Consider the following 18227-nt stretch of genomic DNA (forward strand, 5'->3'; position numbering starts at 1 on the left):
TGATTGACTAAAATCCGCCCGCTTTGCAACCCAGATGACAGGTGGCCCGCTCGTGGATGTCACGCGCATCAAGCTCAAAAAGGGCCTCGACCTGCCGATCCAGGGTGTCCCGGAACAGCGCATCGAAGACGCCCCGGCGGTGACCACCGTCGGTGTCGTCGGCGCCGATTACGTCGATCTCAAGCCGACGATGTACGTCGAGGTCGGTGACCGGGTAAAACTGGGTCAGCCGCTGTTCGAGGACAAGCGCCGGCCGGGCGTGCTGCATACCGCACCCGGTGCCGGCGAGGTCGTTGCGATCAATCGCGGCGCGCGCCGCGTGCTGCAGTCCGTCGTCATCCGCCTCGACGGCAACGACGAGATCACGTTCAAGTCCTGGTCCGCGGACCAGCTCGGGACGATTGCGGTCGACGAGGTGCGCGAGCAGTTGCGTGTTTCCGGCCTGTGGACGGCGCTGCGTACACGCCCGTATTCGCGCGTGCCCAAACTCGACGCCACGCCCGCGGCGATCTTCGTGCCGTGCATCGATACGCGGCCGCTGGCTGCCGATCCGGCCGTGGTGCTGCGCGGCCAGGAAGACGACTTTCGCAACGGTCTGACCGTGCTGTCCCGGCTCACGGACGAGCTCTACGTCTGCAAGGCGCCGGGTGCCGCGATTCCGGTGCCCGAGCTGCCGCAGATCCGCCTCGCCGAATTCGAGGGGCCGCATCCGGCCGGCCTCGTCGGCACGCACATGCACTTTCTCAAGCCGGTCGGAGCGACGCGCTCGAACTGGTATCTCGGCCCGCAGGACGTGGTCGCGATCGGCCGGCTGTTCACGACCGGGCGCATCGACCCGACGCGTATCGTCGCCCTGGGCGGTCCGCAGGTGATCAGGCCGCGCCTGCTGCGCACCCGCCTGGGCGCCTGCCTGTCGGAGTTGATCACGGCGGAGATCAAGCCGGGCGAGGCACGCCCGCTGTCCGGCTCGGTGTTCGGCGGTCGCGAGGCGCGCGGTTGGGGCAATTACCTGGGCCGCTACAACGCCCAGATCACCGTACTGGCCGAGGGCCGTGAGCGTCGCTTCCTCGGCTGGATCAATCCGGCCGGTGACCGCCACTCCGTGCTCAACGTGTTTTTTTCCGCGTTCAGCCGCGGGCGACGGCGCATGGCGATGAACACCTCGACCAACGGCTCGCCGCGCGCGATGGTACCGATCGGCAACTACGAGAAAGTGATGCCGCTGGACATCCTGGCGACACCGCTGCTGCGTGCGCTGCTGGTGCGCGACACCGATGCCGCGCAGGCACTCGGCGCGCTGGAGCTGGACGAGGAGGATCTGGCCCTGTGTTCGTACGTCTGCGTCGGCAAGCACGACTATGGTCCGATCCTGCGCGCCAACCTCGAGCAAATAGAAGCCGAAGGCTGAGCCGCTCGGGGCGTGTCTGGACGGGCGCGCCCCGGCCCGCGCGGGTGGCTGCGGACGTCCGGGCGGGTCGCATGAGTCCCATCCGTGACCTCATGGACGGGTCGAACGCATGCCGAGGACGGGCTGCGGAGCTTGATCAAACGACGCCCCGGCAGCGCTGCCGGGCCGTCAACCAAGGCAGGTGAGATATGTCAGCACTGCGAAACTTTCTCGACCGGGTGGAGCCGCTGTTCAAGAAAGGCGGCCGCTTCGAGAAGTTTTACCCCTTGTACGAGGCGGTGGATACCATCGCCTACTCGCCGGGCGATGTCACCCGAACCGCGCCGCACGTGCGCGACGGCATCGATCTCAAGCGCGTGATGATCTATGTCTGGCTCGCGACGTTTCCGGCGATCGCGGTCGGCTGCTGGAACGTCGGTTACCAAGCCAACACCGCGCTCGCCGAGCTCGGTCGGACCCAGGCCGATGGCTGGCTGGTGGCGATGCTGCATCTGGTCGGCGCCGGCTTCGATCCGAGCAGCATCTGGGACTGTTTCTGGTACGGCTTCTGGCATTGGTTCCCGATCTACGTGGTGACCTTCGTCGTCGGCGGTTTCTGGGAGGTGCTGTTCGCCACCGTGCGCCGCCACGAGATCAACGAAGGCTTCTTCGTCACCTCCATCCTGTTCTCGCTGATCCTGCCGCCAACGGTGCCGCTGTGGCAGGTTGCGCTCGGCATCAGCTTCGGTGTCATCATCGGCAAGGAGATCTTCGGCGGCACCGGCAAGAACTTCCTCAATCCGGCGTTGACCGGCCGCGCCTTCCTGTACTTTGCCTATCCGGCTCAGCACTCCGGTGATGCCGTGTGGACGGCGGTCGACGGCTACACCTCGGCGACGACGCTGGGCATCGCCAAGCTCGGCGGGCTCGACGCGGTCAAGGACACGGGCCTGACCTGGATGCAGACCTTCATCGGCATCGAGCAGGGCAGCATCGGCGAGGTGTCCGCGCTGGCGATCTTCATCGGCGGCGCCTTTCTCCTTTACACCGGCATCGCCAGTTATCGCATCGTCTTGGGCATGCTCGCCGGCATGATCGGCATGACGCTGCTGTTCAACCTGATCGGCTCCGAATCCAATCCGATGTTCGCGTTTCCGTGGTACTGGCATCTGACCGTCGGCGGCTTCGCCTTCGGCCTGATGTTCATGGCCACCGATCCGGTGTCGGCGGCGCATACCGATGTCGGGCGCTGGATCTTTGGCGCGTTTTGCGGCGTCATGGTGGTGCTGGTGCGCGTGCTCAATCCGGCATTTCCGGAATCGGTGATGCTGGCGATCCTGCTCGGCAACATCTTCGCGCCGTTGTTCGACTACGCTGTCGTGCGCGCCAACGTCGCACGTCGCCAGCGCCGCTTGGCGACGACCTGAGGGATTTGCTCATGGCCATCAAGGACACCAAAGCCAACGCCCTGATCGTCGCCGGCGTGCTGTGCTTCGTCTGCTCCCTGCTGGTGACGGTGGCGGCGATCGCGCTGCGTCCGGTGCAGCAGGCCTCCAAGCTCGACGACAAGCGCAAGAACATCCTGCGCGTCGTCAACATGTACGAACCCGGCATGGATATCGACGAGGCGTTCAAGCAGATCACGCCCAAGGTCGTCGAGCTGGATACCGGTGAGATCGTGGATGGCATCGATCCGGCCACCTTTGATCAGTACGCCGCCGCCAAGGACCCGGCGCAGGGTGGTCGATCGATCCCTGCGGATGCCGACATCGCCAAGGTCAAGTACCGGCCCCGGTACGCGACGGTCTATTTCCTCTACAACGAGGACGGCACGCCGCGCACGGTGATCCTGCCGATCAGCGGCTATGGCCTGTGGTCCACGCTGTACGGTTTTCTCGCCGTCGAGGCCGACGGCAATACCGTGGTCGGCATCAACTTTTACCAGCATGCGGAGACACCGGGACTGGGTGGTGAGGTCGACAACCCCAACTGGAAGCAGTTGTGGCCGGGCAAGAAGCTCTACGACGAGCAGGGCCAGCTCGCTCTGCACCTGGTCAAGGGCGGCGTCGATCCGAACGCGCCGGACGCCGAGCACAAGGTCGACGCGCTCGCCGGCGCGACGCTGACCTCGAACGGCGTCAGCAACCTGATCCGCTACTGGATGTCCGAGGACGGCTTCAAACCGTTTCTCGACAAGCTCGCCGCGCAGCACGCGGGCGCCGCCGCCGCGCCCTCCGCTTGAGGTCCACGCCATGTCCGACATCAATGCCAAGAAGATCGTCCTTTCGCCGATCGCCGACAACAACCCGATCATCCTGCAGGTGCTCGGCATCTGCTCGGCGCTCGCCGTCACCAGCAAGCTCGAAACCGCGCTGATCATGTGCGTCGGCCTGACGCTGGTCACCGCGCTGTCGAACCTGTTCTACAGCACGATCCGTAACTACGTACCGTCGAGCGTGCGCATCATCGCGCAGATGACCATCGTCGCGACGCTGGTGATCCTCGTCGATCAGACGCTCAAGGCCGTGGCCTATGAGCAGTCCAAGCCGCTGTCGGTGTTCGTCGGCCTGATCATCACCAACTGCATCGTCATGGGCCGGCTCGAAGCCTTCGCGCAGTCGAATCCGCCCTGGCCCGCGTTCCTGGACGGCCTCGGCAACGGCCTCGGTTACTCGGCGATCCTGATCGTGCTCGCCGTGATCCGCGAGCTGTTCGGCTCCGGCAAGCTCATGGGCGTCGAGATCCTGCCGCTGGCGACCGAGGGCGGCTGGTACGTGCCCAATGGTCTGCTGCTGCTGCCGCCGTCAGCGTTCTTCCTGATCGGCCTGATCATCTGGGCGGTGCGCACCTGGAAGCCCGAGCAGGTGGAGAAGCCGGACTTCCGCATCCAGGCTGGCCAGGCGCACGGCGCCGAAGCGCACTGAGGAGGCGTCCCATGGAGCACTACGTCAATCTCGCGATCCGCACACTGTTCGTCGAGAACCTCGCGCTCGCGTTCTTTCTCGGCATGTGCACCTTTCTCGCAATCTCGAAGAAGATCGAGACCGCGATCGGTCTGGGCGTTGCCGTCATCGCCGTGCAGTCGCTGACGATGCCGCTCAACAACCTGCTGTTCCAGTACGTGCTCAAGCCGGGCGCGCTGAGCTGGGCCGGTTTGCCGAACACCGACCTGTCCTTCCTCGGGTTGATCCTGTACATCGGCGTGATCGCCGCGAGCGTGCAGATCCTGGAGATGACGCTGGACAAGTACGTGCCGGCGCTGTACTCGGCGCTGGGCGTGTTCCTGCCGCTGATCACCGTGAACTGCGCGATTCTCGGCGGTTCTCTGTTCATGGTCGAGCGCGACTACACCTTCCCCGAGGCCTGCGTCTACGGCGTTTCTTCGGGCGCATCGTGGGCGCTGGCCATCGTGCTGCTGGCCGGCGTGCGCGAAAAGCTCAAGTACTCGGATGTGCCCGCAGGTCTGCAGGGTCTGGGCATCACCTTCATTTCCGCCGGGCTGTTGGCCTTCGGGTTCATGGCTTTCTCCGGCATCCAGCTCTAGGACGCACTCGACATGGTTCTCGAAATCGGCCTGGGGGTCGCGGTCTTCACCGGCGTCATCCTCGCGCTCGTCGTCGTCATCCAGTTCGCCAAGAGCCGGCTGGTGCCTGCCGGCAACGTCAAGCTCGTGATCAACAACGAGCGCGAGCTCGAGGTGCCGGTTGGCGGCAAGCTATTGCAGACGCTCGCTGCCTGTGGCCTGTACGTGCCCTCGGCCTGCGGCGGCGGCGGCTCCTGCGCACAGTGTCGCGTCAAGGTCTTCGAGGGCGGCGGCAACATCTTGCCGACCGAGCTCAACCACATCAGCAAGCGCGAAGCGCGCGAGGGCGAGCGCCTGTCCTGCCAGGTCGCGGTCAAGCAGAACATGAAGATCGAGATTCCGGAGCATGTCTTCGGCGTCAAGAAGTGGCAGTGCACGGTGCGCTCCAACCGCAACGTCGCGACCTTCATCAAAGAGCTGGTGCTGGAACTGCCGCCCGGCGAGCGCGTGAATTTCCGCGCCGGTGGTTACATCCAGATCGAATGTCCGCCGCACGAGGTGCACTACAAGGATTTCGACATCGAGCCACAGTTCCGCGAGGACTGGGACAAGTTCAACCTGTGGCAATACAGCTCCAAGGTCACCGAGCCGCTGGAGCGGGCCTACTCGATGGCGAACTACCCCGAGGAGCTCGGCATTATCATGCTCAACGTGCGCATCGCCAGCCCGCCGCCGAAGCTGCCGAACGTGCCGCCGGGCAAGATGTCGAGCTACATCTTCAGCCTGAAGCCCGGTGACAAGGTCACGATCTCGGGCCCGTTCGGCGAGTTCTTCGCGCGCGAAACCGACAAGGAAATGGTGTTCGTCGGCGGTGGCGCGGGCATGGCGCCGATGCGCAGCCACATCCTCGACCAGTTCCGGCGCCTCAAGACCAAGCGCAAGGTTTCCTTCTGGTACGGCGCGCGCTCCAAGCGCGAAATGTTCTACGTCGAGGACTTCGACCGCCTCGCCGCCGAGCATCCGAACTTCGAGTGGCACGTGGCATTGTCCGAGCCGCTGCCCGAGGACAACTGGACCGGCTACACCGGCTTCATCCACAACGTGCTGTACGAGAATTACCTCAAACACCACAAGGCGCCCGAGGACTGCGAGTACTACCTGTGTGGCCCGCCGGTGATGAACGCCGCCGTGATCAAGATGCTGCTCGACCTCGGTGTCGAGCGTAAAGACATCATGCTCGATGATTTTGGGGGGTGAGCCGGCGCAAGCGACCAAAGAGCCGGTGGCGCTTTTTGCGCGGGCTCACGGCTCGCCAGGGATGGCGACCCAGGGGCTGGTTCGACGGCGCGAAGTCGCGCCACGGATGGCCTTCGCCGAGCCCATCCTCAAGCCCATCGTCAAGTTGCACGTACCAGTGAGTCGCGCGACACTTGCGCCATGATCACCACCTTCCTCGCCGTCTTCGTACTCTTTGGTCTGGCGCTCGCCGGGTTGGGTATCGGCTGGTTGGTGCGCGGTCGCGAGCTCAAGGGGACCTGCGCGAGTCAGGCCGTCTTCACCGGCGGCGTCTGCGAAGTCTGCGGAAAGACCCAAGCCTGCGGATCCGAGGAACCGCAGCGGCGTTGAACACGCATAGGGGAACGCGATGCTGCACTCGATCACCGTCAAGGACTTCATGTCGGAGAGCCTGCTCACCTTCAAGCCCGACATGGACGTGATGACGGCGATCCACCAGCTCGCCGAAAAGGGCTATTCCGGCGCGCCGGTACTGGACGACCTCGGCAACATCATCGGCATCCTGTCCGAGCACGATTGCCTGAGGGTGGCGATCCACGCCAGTTATCACGGCGTGATGGGCGGCAAGGTCGCCGACTTCATGTCCAAGAACCCGGTAACGGTCGATGCCGAGCTATCGATCCTCGAACTCGCCAAGATGTTTCTCGACAAGCCGTACCGGCGTTATCCGGTGGTCGAGGACAACCGCCTGGTCGGTCTGATCTCGCGCACCGACGTGCTGCGCGCGATCGACTCGATCAACGACAGTTCCAACGCCTAGGCGCCGCGGCGGCGGACGTCGCTGGCGCCAGACACGGTTCAGAGCCCGAGGGGAACTGCACATCCCGTGCATTTCTTCGGGTGCGTCTTGCGGGCAATCGAGCGCGGCGGGCTGCTAGCATGAGCGCGAGAGCAGGCGTACGCCTGCGCCGATGAACCGAGATGATCTTGCTCGACGCCCTGAAAAAGCTCGCCCGCAGCGGGCCGCGCGAGGCGCTCTACCAGCGCCTCGTGACCCCCGAGCTCGAAGCGCTGTTCGCGCGCATTCCCAAGCCGGTCGGCAGCTTCGGCTACGACCCCTGGGGCTACAACGAGGACAGCGCCAAGCTCGCGCTCGGCGCGATCAAGTGGCTCTACGACCACTACTTCCGCGTCACTGCGCACGGCCTCGAACACATCCCCGCGAACGGCCGCCTGCTGGTGATCGCGAACCACTCGGGTCAGTTGCCGATGGACGGCGTGTTGATCGGCGCGGCGCTGGCGACCAACCCGCACGGGCCGCGCGCGCCGCGGGCGATGATCGAACGCTTCTTTCCGACCGTGCCGTGGCTCGGCAACTGGCTCAACAGTATCGGCGCCGTCATCGGCGATCCGCACAACTGCGCCAAGATGCTGGAACGTGACGAGGTCATCATCGTCTTCCCCGAAGGCGTCCGCGGCTCGGGCAAGCCGTACCGAAAGCGCTATCAGTTGCAGCGCTTCGGCAACGGCTTCATGCATCTGGCGCTACAGCACCAGGCGCCGATCGTGCCGGTGGGCGTGGTCGGTTGCGAGGAGACCATGCCCTCGGTCGGCAGCATCACGCCGCTGGCCAAGCTGCTCGGCCTTCCGTACGTGCCGATCGCGCCGCCGCTGCCGCTGCCGGCCCGCGTCTACCTGAACTTCGGCGAGCCGATGCGCTTCGAGGGCAGCCCCGACAGCGAGGCGGAGGTGACCGGCTACGTCGAGCAGGTCAAATCCCGTATCGAGGAGCTGATCGCGCGCGGCCTCGCCGAGCGCACCCGCGTGTTTTGATCGTCCAATGCCCAAGACCGCCGCCCTACCGAAGAAGACCGTCCTCGTCACCGGTGCCGCCGGATCGCTGGCGCGGCGCGTCATTGCGCGCCTGCTCGGGCGCTATGACGTCGTCGCGGTCGATTTCCGCCGCCGGGTCGAGACCGATGCCGGCGTGCCTTCGTACATGGTCGATACCTGGAAACGTGGCTTCGAGGACATCTTCCGCGCGCACAAGATCGACGCGGTGATCCACATCGGCCGCATGTTCGCGCACGAGTCGGATCGCGACCGCCGTTACAACGCCAACGTGCTCGGCACCAAGAAGCTGCTCGAGCTGTGTCGCAAGTACGGCGTCGGCCAGGTCATCATCCATTCGACCTATTTCGTCTACGGCGCCTCGGCCTACAACCCGGCGCTGCTCGACGAGGACGCGCCGCTCAAGGCCAGCGAAGTCACCCAGGATCTGGTCGACTCGGTCGAGCTGGAGAGCCTCGCGCAGATCTATTTGTGGAAGTATCCGGAACTGCACATCACCATCCTGCGCCCGTGCAACGTGCTCGGCCCCGGCGTGCAGAACTCCATGTCACTGCTGCTGTCGCGTCCGCTGGCGCCGGTTCTGGTCGGCTTTTCGCCGCTGATGCAGTTCATCCACGTCGACGACATGGCCGACGCGATGGTGCTGGCTTTCGAGCAAAACCGTCCGGGCATCTACAACGTCGCGCCCGACGACTGGGTTGCCTACCAGGTGGCCGTCGAGCAATGCGGCTGCCGCAAGCTGCCGGTGCCCGGCATTCCGCCGGCGCTGCCGAAGCTGGTCAGCAGCCTGCTCAACTGGAACGCCTTCTTTCCGCCGTACCTGATCAACTACTTCAAGTATCCGGTGATTCTCGACGCCAGCCTGTTCGCAAAGACCTTTGGCTTCAGGCCGCGGCGCAATCTCAACGACATCTTCAGCACCTACCGCAAGGCCAAGCTACTGCGCGTCTGAACCCCGCGCCGGCGGCGTTCGGTCGGCGTCTGGCCCATAGTCACTGGCGACCGCACCGCACCCGATCGGGCGTGCAGTGCGTAAGATGCGCACTCCACATCCACGACGACATCGAGGGACGACGAGATGGGCAAAGGCAAGCAGAAGACCGCCGCCAGGGCGACCAAGATCGACATCGGCATCCCCAAGGATGCGCGCGGCGAGATCGCCGAAGGACTGTGCCGCCTGCTCGCGGACGAGTACACGCTGTACCTGAAAACCCACAACTTCCACTGGAACGTCACCGGCCCGATGTTCAACACGCTGCACCTGATGTTCGAGCAGCAGTACACCGAGGCGGCCGCAGCGGTGGACCAGGTGGCCGAGCGCATCCGCGCGCTGGGCTTTCCGGCGCCGGGCACCTACAAGGCTTACGCCAGCCTGTCGTCGATCAAGGAGACCGAAGGCGTGCCCGACTGGCGCGAGATGGTCGCGCAGCTCGTCGAAGGGCACGAGACCTGCGTGCGCACCGCACGCAAGGTGTTCCCGGTGGTCGACGCCGCGAACGACGAGCCCACCGCCGACCTGCTGACGCAGCGCATGCAGGTGCACGAGAAGACCGCGTGGATGCTGCGCAGCCTGCTGGAGTAAGCGGGCGCGACCGCGCCGGGTTCCGGTGCCCTGATTGAACGCCAAGACCGAACCGCTGCTCGCCGTCCGCCAGCTCGCCGTGCGCCATCGCGTGCGGCGCTGGCTGCCGTTTGCGCCGATGCGCTGGCTGCGCGCGGTCGATGGCGTCAATCTCAACCTGCGTGCCGGCGAAACGCTCGCCCTGGTCGGCGAATCCGGCTCGGGAAAATCGACGCTCGCACGCGCATTGATCGGCCTGCAGGCGGTCGCCGCCGGCTCGATCCGTTACGACGGACGCGAGCTCGTCGGCCTCGACCGCAAGGCCTGGCCGGCGCTGCGCCGCGAGATCCAGATGGTGTTCCAGGATCCGCAGAGCAGCCTCAACCCGCGCATGCGCGTGCGCGACATCCTCGCCGAACCGCTGCAGGCGCTGCAGCCGCAGCTCGACGCAAGCGCGCGCAGCCAGCGCGTCGAGCGCATGCTCGCGCGCGTCGGCTTGCCGGCCGAGCTGCTCGACCAGCGTGCAAAGAAGCTGTCCGGCGGCCAGTGCCAGCGCGTCGCCATTGCGCGCGCGCTGATCTGCGAGCCGCGCCTGCTGATCTGCGACGAGGCAGTCGCTGCGCTCGACGTCAACGCCCAACTCGAAGTGCTGGAGCTGCTGCGCTCGGTGCAGGCCGAGACCGGTCTGGCGATCCTGTTCATCACGCATGATCTCGGCATCGTCCGCCGCTTCAGCGATCGTGTGGTGGTGATGTACTTCGGTCGGGTGATGGAGCAGGCGCGCACCGCCGTGCTGTTCGAAACGCCGCGTCATCCGTACACCAAGGCCTTGATGGCGTCGGTGCCGGGCGCCGATCCGGCGCAGCGCGCCGCGTTGCTGCGCGACGGCCCGGCGCCGGACGTGACGGTGCCGGCCAGCGGCTGCCTGTTCACCTCGCGTTGTCCGATGGCGGACGCCGAATGCCTGCGGCGCGTGCCGTATACGCGCAGTCTGCGCGACGGCGCGGCGGTCGCCTGCCATTACATCGCCGACGACTGGGTGCGGGGGCGCGGCTTCGGCGACGCCTGAGCGGCATTGCCGGCCACGCCGAACGCCCGGCCATGGATGGCCGGGCAGGAGGCTTCAATCGATCGGCCGGTCGGCCATGGACGGCGGGAGCCCGTTCAGGCCGCGCAGTTCGGGCGCTTGCCGGCGGCGCGCGCCTGTTCGTAGAGCGGACGCACCCGGGGTAGGTTGTCGTTCAAATCGCGGATGCGGGTGTCCGGCGACGGATGCGTGGACAGCATCTGCGGCGGCGCGCCGCCGGCGCCCTTGGCCATGTTGATCCACAACTGCGACGCCTGCGCCGGATCGAAACCGGCACGCGCCATCAATTGCTGGCCGAGGATGTCGGATTCGGTTTCGTCGGCGCGCGAGTTCGGCAGCACCAGCAGCAGGTTGGCGCCCATGCCGATCATCTCCGGCGACAGGCCGGTGGCGCCGGCGAGCACCGCGACGCCGAGCTGCGCCGCCATCTGGTTGGAGACGCGCGCCGCCGAGTGGCCGGCGAGCACGTGAGCGACCTCGTGGCCGATCACCGCGGCGAGCTGGTGCTGGTTCTCCGCGACCTTGAGCAGCCCGGTGTAGACGCCGATCTTGCCGCCGGGCAGCGCAAAGGCATTGACCTCCTTGGATTCGAACACCTGAATTTCCCAGTCGCCGCCGACCTCGCGCGTGATCGCGCGCGCGACGCACTGCACGTAGTCGTTGACCTTGACGTTCTTGGTCGGCGGCGTCTTCTGCTTGAGTTCCTGGAAGGCCGCCGCGCCCATCTGCGCCATCTCGGCGTCGGAGACCAGGCGTAATTGCCGACGCCCGGTCGGTGAGGTCGCGCAGGCGACGATCAACGCGGCGACGACCGAGGAGATCAGTAGCGGGCGCAACGAGCGGATACGGGGCACGGGGCGTCTCCAGGGGGGGCAGGCAGCGCGCATGATAGGTCATGCCTTGCTGAACTTTCGCTTGCCACCGGTGGCGGCGACCGTCGATCATCGCGCCCGTAGGGCAAGGGGAAGTGCAGCGACATGGACAGGCGCATTCTGGTTGGCAAGGGCGACACGCCGCAGTTCATCCTCGGCCGCTACGCGAACCGCCACGGCCTCGTCGCCGGGGCCACCGGGACCGGCAAGACAGTGACACTGCAGGTACTCGCCGAGGGTTTCTCCGAACTCGGCGTGCCGGTGTTCGCCGCCGACATCAAGGGCGATCTGTCGGGCATCGCCGTCGCCGGCGAGGCCAAGCCCAAGCTCGCCGAGCGCGCCCGGCAGGTCGGTGTCGAAGCTTATGCGCCGGCGGCATCGCCGACGGTGTTCTGGGACGTGTTCGGCGAGCTGGGCCATCCGCTGCGCGCGACGGTCTCCGACCTGGGCCCGCTGCTGCTGTCGCGCCTGCTGGATCTTTCCGAGGTCCAGGCCAGCGTACTCCATCTCGTGTTCAAGTACGCCGACGATCACGGCCTGTTGCTGCTCGACCTCAAGGATCTGCGCGCGACCCTGCAGTTCGTCGCCGACAACGCGCGCGAACTGGGCGCCGACTATGGCCTGGTCGGCAAGGCCTCGGTCGGCGCGATCCAGCGCGCGCTGCTGCAGCTCGAATCGGGTGGCGCCGAAGCCTTCTTTGGCGAACCGGCGCTGGATCTGAACGATCTCTTGCGCACGGACCTGACCGGCCGCGGCATCGTCAATGTGCTCGCGGCAGAAAAGCTGTTCCACAAGCCCAAGCTGTACGCGACCTGCCTTTTGTGGCTGCTGTCGGAGCTGTTCGAGAACCTGCCGGAACGCGGCGACGCCGAGCTGCCGCGCCTGGTGTTCTTCTTCGATGAGGCGCATCTGCTGTTCAAGGACGCGCCCAAGGTTTTGGTCGACAAGGTCGAGCAGGTCGTGCGCCTGATCCGCTCCAAGGGCGTGGGCATCTACTTCGTCACCCAGAACCCGCTGGATCTGCCGGACGCGGTGCTCGGCCAGCTCGGCAACCGCGTGCAGCATGCGCTGCGCGCATTCACGCCGCGCGACCACAAGGCGGTGCGAGCGGCGGCCGAGACTTTCCGCGCCAATCCGGCGCTCGACGTGGCCACGGCGATCACCGAGCTGGGCGTCGGCGAGGCCCTGGTGTCGACGCTGCAGGACCAGGGCGTGCCCGGCATCGTCGAGCGCACCCTGATCCGGCCGCCGCGTTCGCGCATCGGACCGGCAACGATGGAGGAGCGGCGCGCGGTGATCCAGCGCAGCCCGGTCGGCGGCCGCTACGAGCAGGCCGTGGATCGCGAATCGGCCTACGAGAGGCTCGCCCGGCGTGCGCAGGCGGAGTCGGCCGCGGCGCCGGCGGCGGCCGGCGACACCGGCTGGTGGGATCGCGGCAGTGCCGGCGCCGAGCCCTCAAGCACGCCCAGCGCGCGCCCGGCGGCGCGTCGGCGCAGCGACACGGCGGTGGAAGCGGCGATCAAGAGCGCGACCCGCAGCGCCGCCTCGTCCATCGGCCGTGAGCTCGGCCGCCAGTTGCTGCGCGGCGTGCTCGGCTCGCTGCGCCGGCGCTGAAATCCGGCGCGTTCAGCGGGCGCGCGTATACTGCGCGCCCCTCATGCTGGCCCGCGCCGACGCATGCTGCCTTCCGACCCGAGCTTTCGTTGCCCGCCATGAGCGCCGCGCATCCGCTGGCGGCAGCGCTGGACCGCGGCCTCGATGCGATGGGATTGCCGCTCGACGCATCTGCGCGAGACCTTTTGCTGCGCTATGTCGACGAACTGACGCGCTGGAACGGCGCCTACAACCTCACCGCGGTGCGCGACCCGCGCGACATGCTCGTGCGCCACCTGCTCGACTCGCTGGCGCTGCTGCCGCTGCTGCGTGCGCCGCAGCGTGGTGCCAGCCTGCGGCTGCTCGACGTCGGCAGCGGCGCTGGGCTGCCGGGCATCGTGCTCGCGATTGCCGAGCCGAGGCTTGCGGTGACGGTGCTCGACAGCAACGGCAAGAAGGCCCGTTTCCTGCGGCACGTCCAGCGCCGTCTGGGCCTCGCCAACGTCGAGGTCGCCGAGGCGCGCGTCGAGGACCACCAGGCAACGGACGGCTACGCGTACATCGTCAGCCGCGCCTTCGCCGCGCTCGCCGATTTTCTTGCGCTGACCCGCCACCTACTCGCGCCCGGTGGTCAATGGCTCGCCATGAAGGGCAAACTAGACGAGGCCGAGCTGGCGGCGGTGCCGCCCTCGGTCCGTATCAGGGAGACGCATCGCCTGCAGGTGCCGGGCCTCGGCGGGGCACGGCACGTCGTCATTGCAGAGTCAACGACATGAGTCACGTCATCGCGGTTGCCAACCAGAAAGGCGGAGTCGGCAAGACCACGACCGCCATCAACCTCGCCGCCTCGCTGGCGGCGACCAAGCGCCGCGTACTGCTGGTCGATCTGGACGCGCAGGGCAATGCGACCATGGGCGTTGGCGTCGACAAGGCCGCGATCTCGCGCACGGTGCGCGACGTGCTACTCGAAGAGGCGCCGATCCGTGCGGTGATCCTGGAGCTACCGAACCTCGGTCTGTCCCTGCTGCCGGCCAACGGCGACATGACCGAGGCCGAGATCAAGCTGCGCGACATGGCGGTCGGCGATTTCGCGCTCAAGACCGCGCTCGCCGAGGTCGCCGGCGATTTCGACTATATCGTGCTCGACTGCCCGCCGGCCTTGTCCAAGCTCACCGTCAACGCCCTGGTCGCCGCCGACGGCGTGCTGATTCCGATGCAATGCGAGTACTACGCGCTCGAAGGCTTATCGGCGCTGATGGACACGATCCAGAAGATCCGCCGCGTGATCAATCCGCGGCTCGAAATCGAAGGGCTGCTGCGCACGATGTACGATCCGCGCAACAACCTCGCGATCGACGTCTCCAACCAGCTGATCCAACACTTCGGCGACAAGGTCTACCGCACCCTGGTGCCGCGCAACGTGCGCCTGGCCGAGGCGCCGAGCCACGGCCTGCCGGCGATGCTCTACGATCCGGCGTCCGCCGGCGCAAAGGCCTATCTCGCCCTCGCCGGCGAGGTGCTGCGCCGGCACGACGGCGGGCAGATGAGGTTGAGTGCGTGAACGGCGCTTTCCAGGTTCCAGTGTTCAGTTTCCAGAAACGGGCGGCGGCAAACTCATGAGCGCCAAGAAGCGTGGACTGGGTCGCGGCCTCGACGCCTTGCTCAGCAGCGTCGCGGCGCCGGCGGACACCCCGGCCGAAGAGCAGCGCGAGCTGTCGATCGACGTGTTGCAGCCGGGCAAGCACCAGCCGCGCCGGCACTTCGACGAGGACGCACTGGCCGCGCTGGCCGACTCCATCCGCGCACAGGGCGTCGTACAGCCGATCGTCGTGCGCGCCGCCGGCGGCGAGCGCTACGAGATCGTCGCCGGCGAACGCCGCTGGCGCGCCGCCAAACTCGCTGGCTTGAAGACCGTGCCGGTGGTCGTGCGCACGCTCGACGAGCGCGGCGCGATGGCCGTGGCGCTGGTCGAAAACATCCAGCGCGCCGATCTCAATCCGCTGGAAGAAGCCGAAGCCCTGCACAAGCTCATCCAGGAATGCGGACTCACGCACGAGAAGGTGGCCGAGGCCATCGGCCGCTCGCGCGCGCACGTCAGCAACCTCTTGCGGCTGATGGATCTGGAGCCCGGGGTGCAGGCGCTGGTGCGCAGCGGCCAGCTCAGTCTCGGCCACGCCAAGGTGCTGCTCGGCGTGCAGGGTGCGCGCCAGTCGTCGCTCGCGCAACGGGTGGTCGACGAGCAGCTATCGGTGCGTCAGACCGAAGCCTTGCTGCACGCACGCGCCGCGCCGCCGACGACAAAGCCGGGTAAGCCGCGCCTACCGGCAGTGGAGCAGCAGATCAGCGCCAAGCTCGGACTGCCGGTGCGCCTACACCAAGCCGCATCCGGCCGCGGCAAGCTCACCGTGAGTTTTCGCAGCAACGAAGAGCTCGAACGCTTGCTCGGCCTGCTGAACTGATGTCGCCCGTCGATCCGGATCGACGCCAGGGATGTACGCCGGGGCCGATGTCCACGGGTTGATCCGGGAGGTTTCCAGCGGCTATACTTTTCCGGATTGATGCGGCGCACCATCGACCGGATCCCATGAAGACGGCGACGCGGATTGCGCTGTTGCAAGGCCTGATCGGACTTCTGGCCGGCATCGTGTGGGCGATGCTGGTGGAGCCGAGAGCCGGATTGGCGGCCTTGGCCGGGGGCGGGATCGGCGCCGTGCTGACGATCTACGCCGCGGCAAAAACGTTCGCGGTGCCGGCGTCGGATGCGCGGCACGCAGTGTTGGCATTTTTCAGAGCCGAGGTGAGGAAATTGCTCCTCGCCGCGGTGTTGTTCGCGGTGGCGATCCGGTTTTTCGCCGATGTGTTCGCGCCATTGGTCACGACGTTCGCGTTGAGTCTTGTGGTGTACTGGTTCGCGCTTCTTTGGGATACGACGGATGGCTAGCAGTCCTGCCGAATACGTAACGCATCATCTCAAACACTGGGCGTCCGACAAGGATGAAGCGTTCATCAGCATGACGGCCTGGCACATCGATACCTTGGTCGTCAGCATCGTTCTCGGCATTTTCTTCCTGACGCTGTTTCGCCTGGCCGCCGTGCGAGCGACCAGTGGCGTCCCCGGCAAGCTGCAGAACTTCGTCGAGATCCTGGTCGATTTCGTCGATGGTGCGGTCAAGGATGCCTTCCACGGCCCGCGCGGCTTTCTCGCGCCGCTGGCCCTGACGATCTTCGTCTGGACCTTCTTGTGGAACTGCATGGACCTGATCCCGGTGGATCTGCTGCCGCTGACCGCCAAGCATCTGTTCGGGCTGGAGTACTTCCGCGCAGTGCCGTCGGCCGACATGAGCGCGACCTTCGCGCTGTCGCTGACGGTGTTCGGTCTGATCATCGTCTACAGCTTCAAGGGCAAGGGTGCGGTCGGTTTCGCCAAGGAGTTCCTGACCCATCCGTTCGGGGTCAAGCTGCTGCCGGCCAACATCGTGCTCAACACGGTCGAGCTCTTGGCCAAGCCGATGTCGCTGGCGCTGCGACTGTTCGGCAACCTCTACGCCGGCGAGCTGATCTTCATCCTCATCGCACTGCTGCCCTGGTGGGCGCAGTTCATTCCCGGCATGGGCTGGGCGATTTTCCACATCCTGGTGGTGACGCTGCAGGCGTTCATCTTCATGACGCTGACCATCGTCTACATCAGCATGGCTTACGAGCATCACTGATCGGCCGGCCGATCACTTCAGATTTTTCCACCACCGCAACACACGGAGTACGTCATGGAGCTCATCGCTCAGATCCAGGCCAACACGGCGTTGACCATCGGCCTCATCTTCGGCCTCGCCGCGCTCGGCACCGCCATCGGCTTCGGCCTGCTCGGCGGCAAGTTCCTCGAAGGCGCCGCGCGCCAGCCCGAGATGGCGAACATGCTGCAGACCAAGATGTTCATCATCGCCGGCCTGCTCGACGCCGTGTCGATCATCGGCGTCGCCATGGGCCTTTTGATGATGTTCGCGAACCCGCTGCTGTCGGCCGTCGCCGGCGGTTGATCGCTGCAAGGCAGCTCGGGTCTGTCGATTCACTCTCACTGTAGGAGCTTAGCCCATGCAGGCAAGCATCCCGTCCATCGTCGGACAGATGATCGTCTTCGGCGCCTTCATCTGGTTCACGATGAAGTTCGTCTGGCCGCCGATCACCAAGGCCATGGAGGAGCGCCGGCAGAAGATTGCCGACGGTCTGGCCGCGGCCGAGAAGGGTGCCCGCGCGCTGCAGGACGCGTCCGCCAAGAGCGAGGAAGCGCTCAAAGCCGCTCGCGCCCAGGCGCAGGAGATTCTCGCCAACGCCAACAAGCAGGCCGCGCAGATCGTCGAGCAGGCCAAGGCCACCGCGCAGGAAGAAGGCGCGCGCATCATCGCCAAGGCCCAGGAGGAGGTCGAGCGTGAGGTCGCGCAGGCCCGCGAGGCGCTGCGCAAGCGTGTCGGCGAGCTCGCGGTCGTCGGCGCGGCCAAGATCCTCAAGCGCGAGATCGACGCCAGGACGCACGCGGACGTGCTGGACGACCTCGCCGCGCGGATCTGACCAGAGGCCCATCATGGCGGACTACAGCACGCTGGCCCGGCCTTACGCGAAGGCGGTGTTCGAGCTGGCTCGCGACGGTAAGACCTTCGCGCCGTGGAGTCAGGCACTGGCGGCACTGGCCGGATTGGTCAGCGACCCCGACGTCGCGCGCCTCATCGGCCATCCGGCGCTCACGCGCGGCGAGCTGGCAAAGACGCTGACCCAGGCACTGGACGGCAAGCTGTCCGCCGAGGCCGTGGCGTTGGTGCGCCTGCTGGTCGAGAACGGCCGACTCAAGACGCTGCCGGCGATCGCCGCGCAGTTCGAGCAGTTGCGCGCCGAGGCCGAATCGCGGGTGGACGTCGAGATCGTCTCGGCGGTCGAAGTGCCGGCGGCACAGCGTCAGCAGCTCGCGGACGCCGTGAAAAAGCGGCTGGAGCGTGAGGTTGCGATCCGCTGGAGCACCGACCCGGATCTGATCGCCGGTGCGCTGATCCGCGCGGGCGATCTGGTCATCGACGGCTCGGTGCGCGGCGAGCTCGACCGCCTGCAAACGGCACTCACAAGGTAAGACA

Annotated in this window: 22 protein-coding genes; 21 read left to right on the top strand and 1 reads right to left on the bottom strand. The window is 66.4% G+C overall.

All coding sequences use genetic code 11. The annotated features are described in order from the left end of the window. The first annotated feature begins 52 nt into the window (after positions 1–52). The 12 genes from ABSH63_RS03720 (at position 53) to ABSH63_RS03775 (ending at position 10627) form a co-directional block, all read left to right on the top strand. A complete protein-coding gene (locus ABSH63_RS03720) occupies positions 53–1408 on the top strand; it encodes a Na(+)-translocating NADH-quinone reductase subunit A (protein WP_352887563.1) in 1356 nt (451 codons plus the stop codon). 188 nt (positions 1409–1596) lie between these two features. Then, the gene (locus ABSH63_RS03725; RefSeq protein ID WP_352887565.1) at positions 1597–2814 is read left to right on the top strand and encodes an NADH:ubiquinone reductase (Na(+)-transporting) subunit B; all 1218 of its coding nucleotides are present in this window, start codon (positions 1597–1599) and stop codon (positions 2812–2814) included. Between the two features lie 11 nt (positions 2815–2825). Next, complete coding sequence (locus tag ABSH63_RS03730) at positions 2826–3629, top strand: Na(+)-translocating NADH-quinone reductase subunit C (protein ID WP_352887566.1); 804 nt, start codon at positions 2826–2828, stop codon at positions 3627–3629. Positions 3630–3639: 10 nt separating this feature from the next. Beyond that, positions 3640–4311 (top strand): NADH:ubiquinone reductase (Na(+)-transporting) subunit D, encoded by a 672-nt coding sequence (locus tag ABSH63_RS03735; RefSeq protein ID WP_352887567.1) that lies wholly within the window; start codon positions 3640–3642, stop codon positions 4309–4311. 11 nt (positions 4312–4322) lie between these two features. After that, positions 4323–4931 carry an NADH:ubiquinone reductase (Na(+)-transporting) subunit E gene (gene nqrE, locus ABSH63_RS03740; protein ID WP_352887568.1) on the top strand — a complete coding sequence of 203 codons (609 nt, stop codon included), beginning with the start codon at positions 4323–4325 and terminating at the stop codon, positions 4929–4931. Between the two features lie 12 nt (positions 4932–4943). Then, positions 4944–6167 (top strand): NADH:ubiquinone reductase (Na(+)-transporting) subunit F, encoded by a 1224-nt coding sequence (gene nqrF / locus ABSH63_RS03745; protein ID WP_352887570.1) that lies wholly within the window; start codon positions 4944–4946, stop codon positions 6165–6167. A 180-nt stretch (positions 6168–6347) separates the two neighbouring features. Beyond that, a complete protein-coding gene (locus ABSH63_RS03750; RefSeq protein WP_352887572.1) occupies positions 6348–6536 on the top strand; it encodes a hypothetical protein in 189 nt (62 codons plus the stop codon). 19 nt (positions 6537–6555) lie between these two features. Beyond that, complete coding sequence (locus ABSH63_RS03755) at positions 6556–6966, top strand: CBS domain-containing protein (protein ID WP_352887573.1); 411 nt, start codon at positions 6556–6558, stop codon at positions 6964–6966. 161 nt (positions 6967–7127) lie between these two features. Then, entirely contained in the window at positions 7128–7979 is an 852-nt protein-coding gene (locus ABSH63_RS03760) for a lysophospholipid acyltransferase family protein (protein WP_352887574.1), read from the top strand. A gap of 7 nt (positions 7980–7986) precedes the next feature. Continuing rightward, on the top strand, positions 7987–8949 hold the full coding sequence (locus ABSH63_RS03765; RefSeq protein ID WP_352887575.1) for an SDR family oxidoreductase: 963 nt from the start codon (positions 7987–7989) through the stop codon (positions 8947–8949). A gap of 126 nt (positions 8950–9075) precedes the next feature. Further along, positions 9076–9579 (top strand): Dps family protein, encoded by a 504-nt coding sequence (locus ABSH63_RS03770; RefSeq protein WP_352887576.1) that lies wholly within the window; start codon positions 9076–9078, stop codon positions 9577–9579. Between the two features lie 34 nt (positions 9580–9613). Beyond that, the gene (locus ABSH63_RS03775; RefSeq protein WP_352887578.1) at positions 9614–10627 is read left to right on the top strand and encodes an ABC transporter ATP-binding protein; all 1014 of its coding nucleotides are present in this window, start codon (positions 9614–9616) and stop codon (positions 10625–10627) included. Between the two features lie 95 nt (positions 10628–10722). Here ABSH63_RS03775 and ABSH63_RS03780 read toward each other — a convergent pair whose 3' ends face one another. After that, on the bottom strand, positions 10723–11499 hold the full coding sequence (locus ABSH63_RS03780) for a M48 family metallopeptidase (protein ID WP_352887579.1): 777 nt from the start codon (positions 11497–11499) through the stop codon (positions 10723–10725). 123 nt (positions 11500–11622) lie between these two features. On the opposite strand from ABSH63_RS03780, the gene ABSH63_RS03785 reads away from it, so the two are divergent. The 9 genes from ABSH63_RS03785 (at position 11623) to ABSH63_RS03825 (ending at position 18223) form a co-directional block, all read left to right on the top strand. Continuing rightward, positions 11623–13131: a helicase HerA-like domain-containing protein gene (locus ABSH63_RS03785; RefSeq protein WP_352887581.1), complete on the top strand. Its 1509-nt coding sequence runs from the start codon at positions 11623–11625 to the stop codon at positions 13129–13131. 98 nt (positions 13132–13229) lie between these two features. Then, complete coding sequence (gene rsmG / locus ABSH63_RS03790; RefSeq protein WP_352887582.1) at positions 13230–13886, top strand: 16S rRNA (guanine(527)-N(7))-methyltransferase RsmG; 657 nt, start codon at positions 13230–13232, stop codon at positions 13884–13886. After that, complete coding sequence (locus tag ABSH63_RS03795) at positions 13883–14671, top strand: ParA family protein (RefSeq protein ID WP_352887583.1); 789 nt, start codon at positions 13883–13885, stop codon at positions 14669–14671. Before rsmG ends, ABSH63_RS03795 begins: the two co-directional genes overlap by 4 nt. A 55-nt stretch (positions 14672–14726) precedes the next feature. Further along, positions 14727–15569 carry a ParB/RepB/Spo0J family partition protein gene (locus tag ABSH63_RS03800; RefSeq protein WP_352887585.1) on the top strand — a complete coding sequence of 281 codons (843 nt, stop codon included), beginning with the start codon at positions 14727–14729 and terminating at the stop codon, positions 15567–15569. 125 nt (positions 15570–15694) lie between these two features. Then, positions 15695–16051 carry an ATP synthase subunit I gene (locus ABSH63_RS03805; RefSeq protein ID WP_352887586.1) on the top strand — a complete coding sequence of 119 codons (357 nt, stop codon included), beginning with the start codon at positions 15695–15697 and terminating at the stop codon, positions 16049–16051. Continuing rightward, positions 16044–16820: a F0F1 ATP synthase subunit A gene (gene atpB, locus ABSH63_RS03810; RefSeq protein WP_352887588.1), complete on the top strand. Its 777-nt coding sequence runs from the start codon at positions 16044–16046 to the stop codon at positions 16818–16820. Before ABSH63_RS03805 ends, atpB begins: the two co-directional genes overlap by 8 nt. Positions 16821–16874: 54 nt before the next feature. After that, positions 16875–17144, top strand: a complete 270-nt coding sequence (gene atpE / locus ABSH63_RS03815) for a F0F1 ATP synthase subunit C (protein ID WP_110265604.1) — start codon at positions 16875–16877, stop codon at positions 17142–17144. A 55-nt stretch (positions 17145–17199) separates the two neighbouring features. After that, a complete protein-coding gene (locus ABSH63_RS03820) occupies positions 17200–17673 on the top strand; it encodes a F0F1 ATP synthase subunit B (RefSeq protein ID WP_352887589.1) in 474 nt (157 codons plus the stop codon). A gap of 13 nt (positions 17674–17686) precedes the next feature. Further along, positions 17687–18223, top strand: a complete 537-nt coding sequence (locus ABSH63_RS03825) for a F0F1 ATP synthase subunit delta (protein WP_352887590.1) — start codon at positions 17687–17689, stop codon at positions 18221–18223. Positions 18224–18227: the final 4 nt, after the last annotated feature.

The sequence above is a fragment of the Sinimarinibacterium thermocellulolyticum genome, from assembly GCF_040327995.1.
Classification (GTDB): domain Bacteria; phylum Pseudomonadota; class Gammaproteobacteria; order Nevskiales; family Nevskiaceae; genus Solimonas; species Solimonas thermocellulolyticum.

Excerpts from the sequence above, each read along its gene's own strand:
- ABSH63_RS03765 (WP_352887575.1), top strand. The coding sequence starts at position 7,987 with ATGCCCAAGACCGCCGCCCTACCGAAGAAGACCGTCCTCGTCACCGGT.
- ABSH63_RS03750 (WP_352887572.1), top strand. The coding sequence starts at position 6,348 with ATGATCACCACCTTCCTCGCCGTCTTCGTACTCTTTGGTCTGGCGCTC.
- ABSH63_RS03770 (WP_352887576.1), top strand. The coding sequence starts at position 9,076 with ATGGGCAAAGGCAAGCAGAAGACCGCCGCCAGGGCGACCAAGATCGAC.
- nqrF (WP_352887570.1), top strand. The coding sequence starts at position 4,944 with ATGGTTCTCGAAATCGGCCTGGGGGTCGCGGTCTTCACCGGCGTCATC.
- ABSH63_RS03800 (WP_352887585.1), top strand. The coding sequence starts at position 14,727 with ATGAGCGCCAAGAAGCGTGGACTGGGTCGCGGCCTCGACGCCTTGCTC.
- ABSH63_RS03785 (WP_352887581.1), top strand. The coding sequence starts at position 11,623 with ATGGACAGGCGCATTCTGGTTGGCAAGGGCGACACGCCGCAGTTCATC.
- atpE (WP_110265604.1), top strand. The coding sequence starts at position 16,875 with ATGGAGCTCATCGCTCAGATCCAGGCCAACACGGCGTTGACCATCGGC.
- rsmG (WP_352887582.1), top strand. The coding sequence starts at position 13,230 with ATGAGCGCCGCGCATCCGCTGGCGGCAGCGCTGGACCGCGGCCTCGAT.
- nqrE (WP_352887568.1), top strand. The coding sequence starts at position 4,323 with ATGGAGCACTACGTCAATCTCGCGATCCGCACACTGTTCGTCGAGAAC.
- atpB (WP_352887588.1), top strand. The coding sequence starts at position 16,044 with ATGGCTAGCAGTCCTGCCGAATACGTAACGCATCATCTCAAACACTGG.
- ABSH63_RS03805 (WP_352887586.1), top strand. The coding sequence starts at position 15,695 with ATGAAGACGGCGACGCGGATTGCGCTGTTGCAAGGCCTGATCGGACTT.
- ABSH63_RS03755 (WP_352887573.1), top strand. The coding sequence starts at position 6,556 with ATGCTGCACTCGATCACCGTCAAGGACTTCATGTCGGAGAGCCTGCTC.
- ABSH63_RS03725 (WP_352887565.1), top strand. The coding sequence starts at position 1,597 with ATGTCAGCACTGCGAAACTTTCTCGACCGGGTGGAGCCGCTGTTCAAG.
- ABSH63_RS03820 (WP_352887589.1), top strand. The coding sequence starts at position 17,200 with ATGCAGGCAAGCATCCCGTCCATCGTCGGACAGATGATCGTCTTCGGC.
- ABSH63_RS03730 (WP_352887566.1), top strand. The coding sequence starts at position 2,826 with ATGGCCATCAAGGACACCAAAGCCAACGCCCTGATCGTCGCCGGCGTG.
- ABSH63_RS03760 (WP_352887574.1), top strand. The coding sequence starts at position 7,128 with ATGATCTTGCTCGACGCCCTGAAAAAGCTCGCCCGCAGCGGGCCGCGC.
- ABSH63_RS03825 (WP_352887590.1), top strand. The coding sequence starts at position 17,687 with ATGGCGGACTACAGCACGCTGGCCCGGCCTTACGCGAAGGCGGTGTTC.
- ABSH63_RS03795 (WP_352887583.1), top strand. The coding sequence starts at position 13,883 with ATGAGTCACGTCATCGCGGTTGCCAACCAGAAAGGCGGAGTCGGCAAG.
- ABSH63_RS03735 (WP_352887567.1), top strand. The coding sequence starts at position 3,640 with ATGTCCGACATCAATGCCAAGAAGATCGTCCTTTCGCCGATCGCCGAC.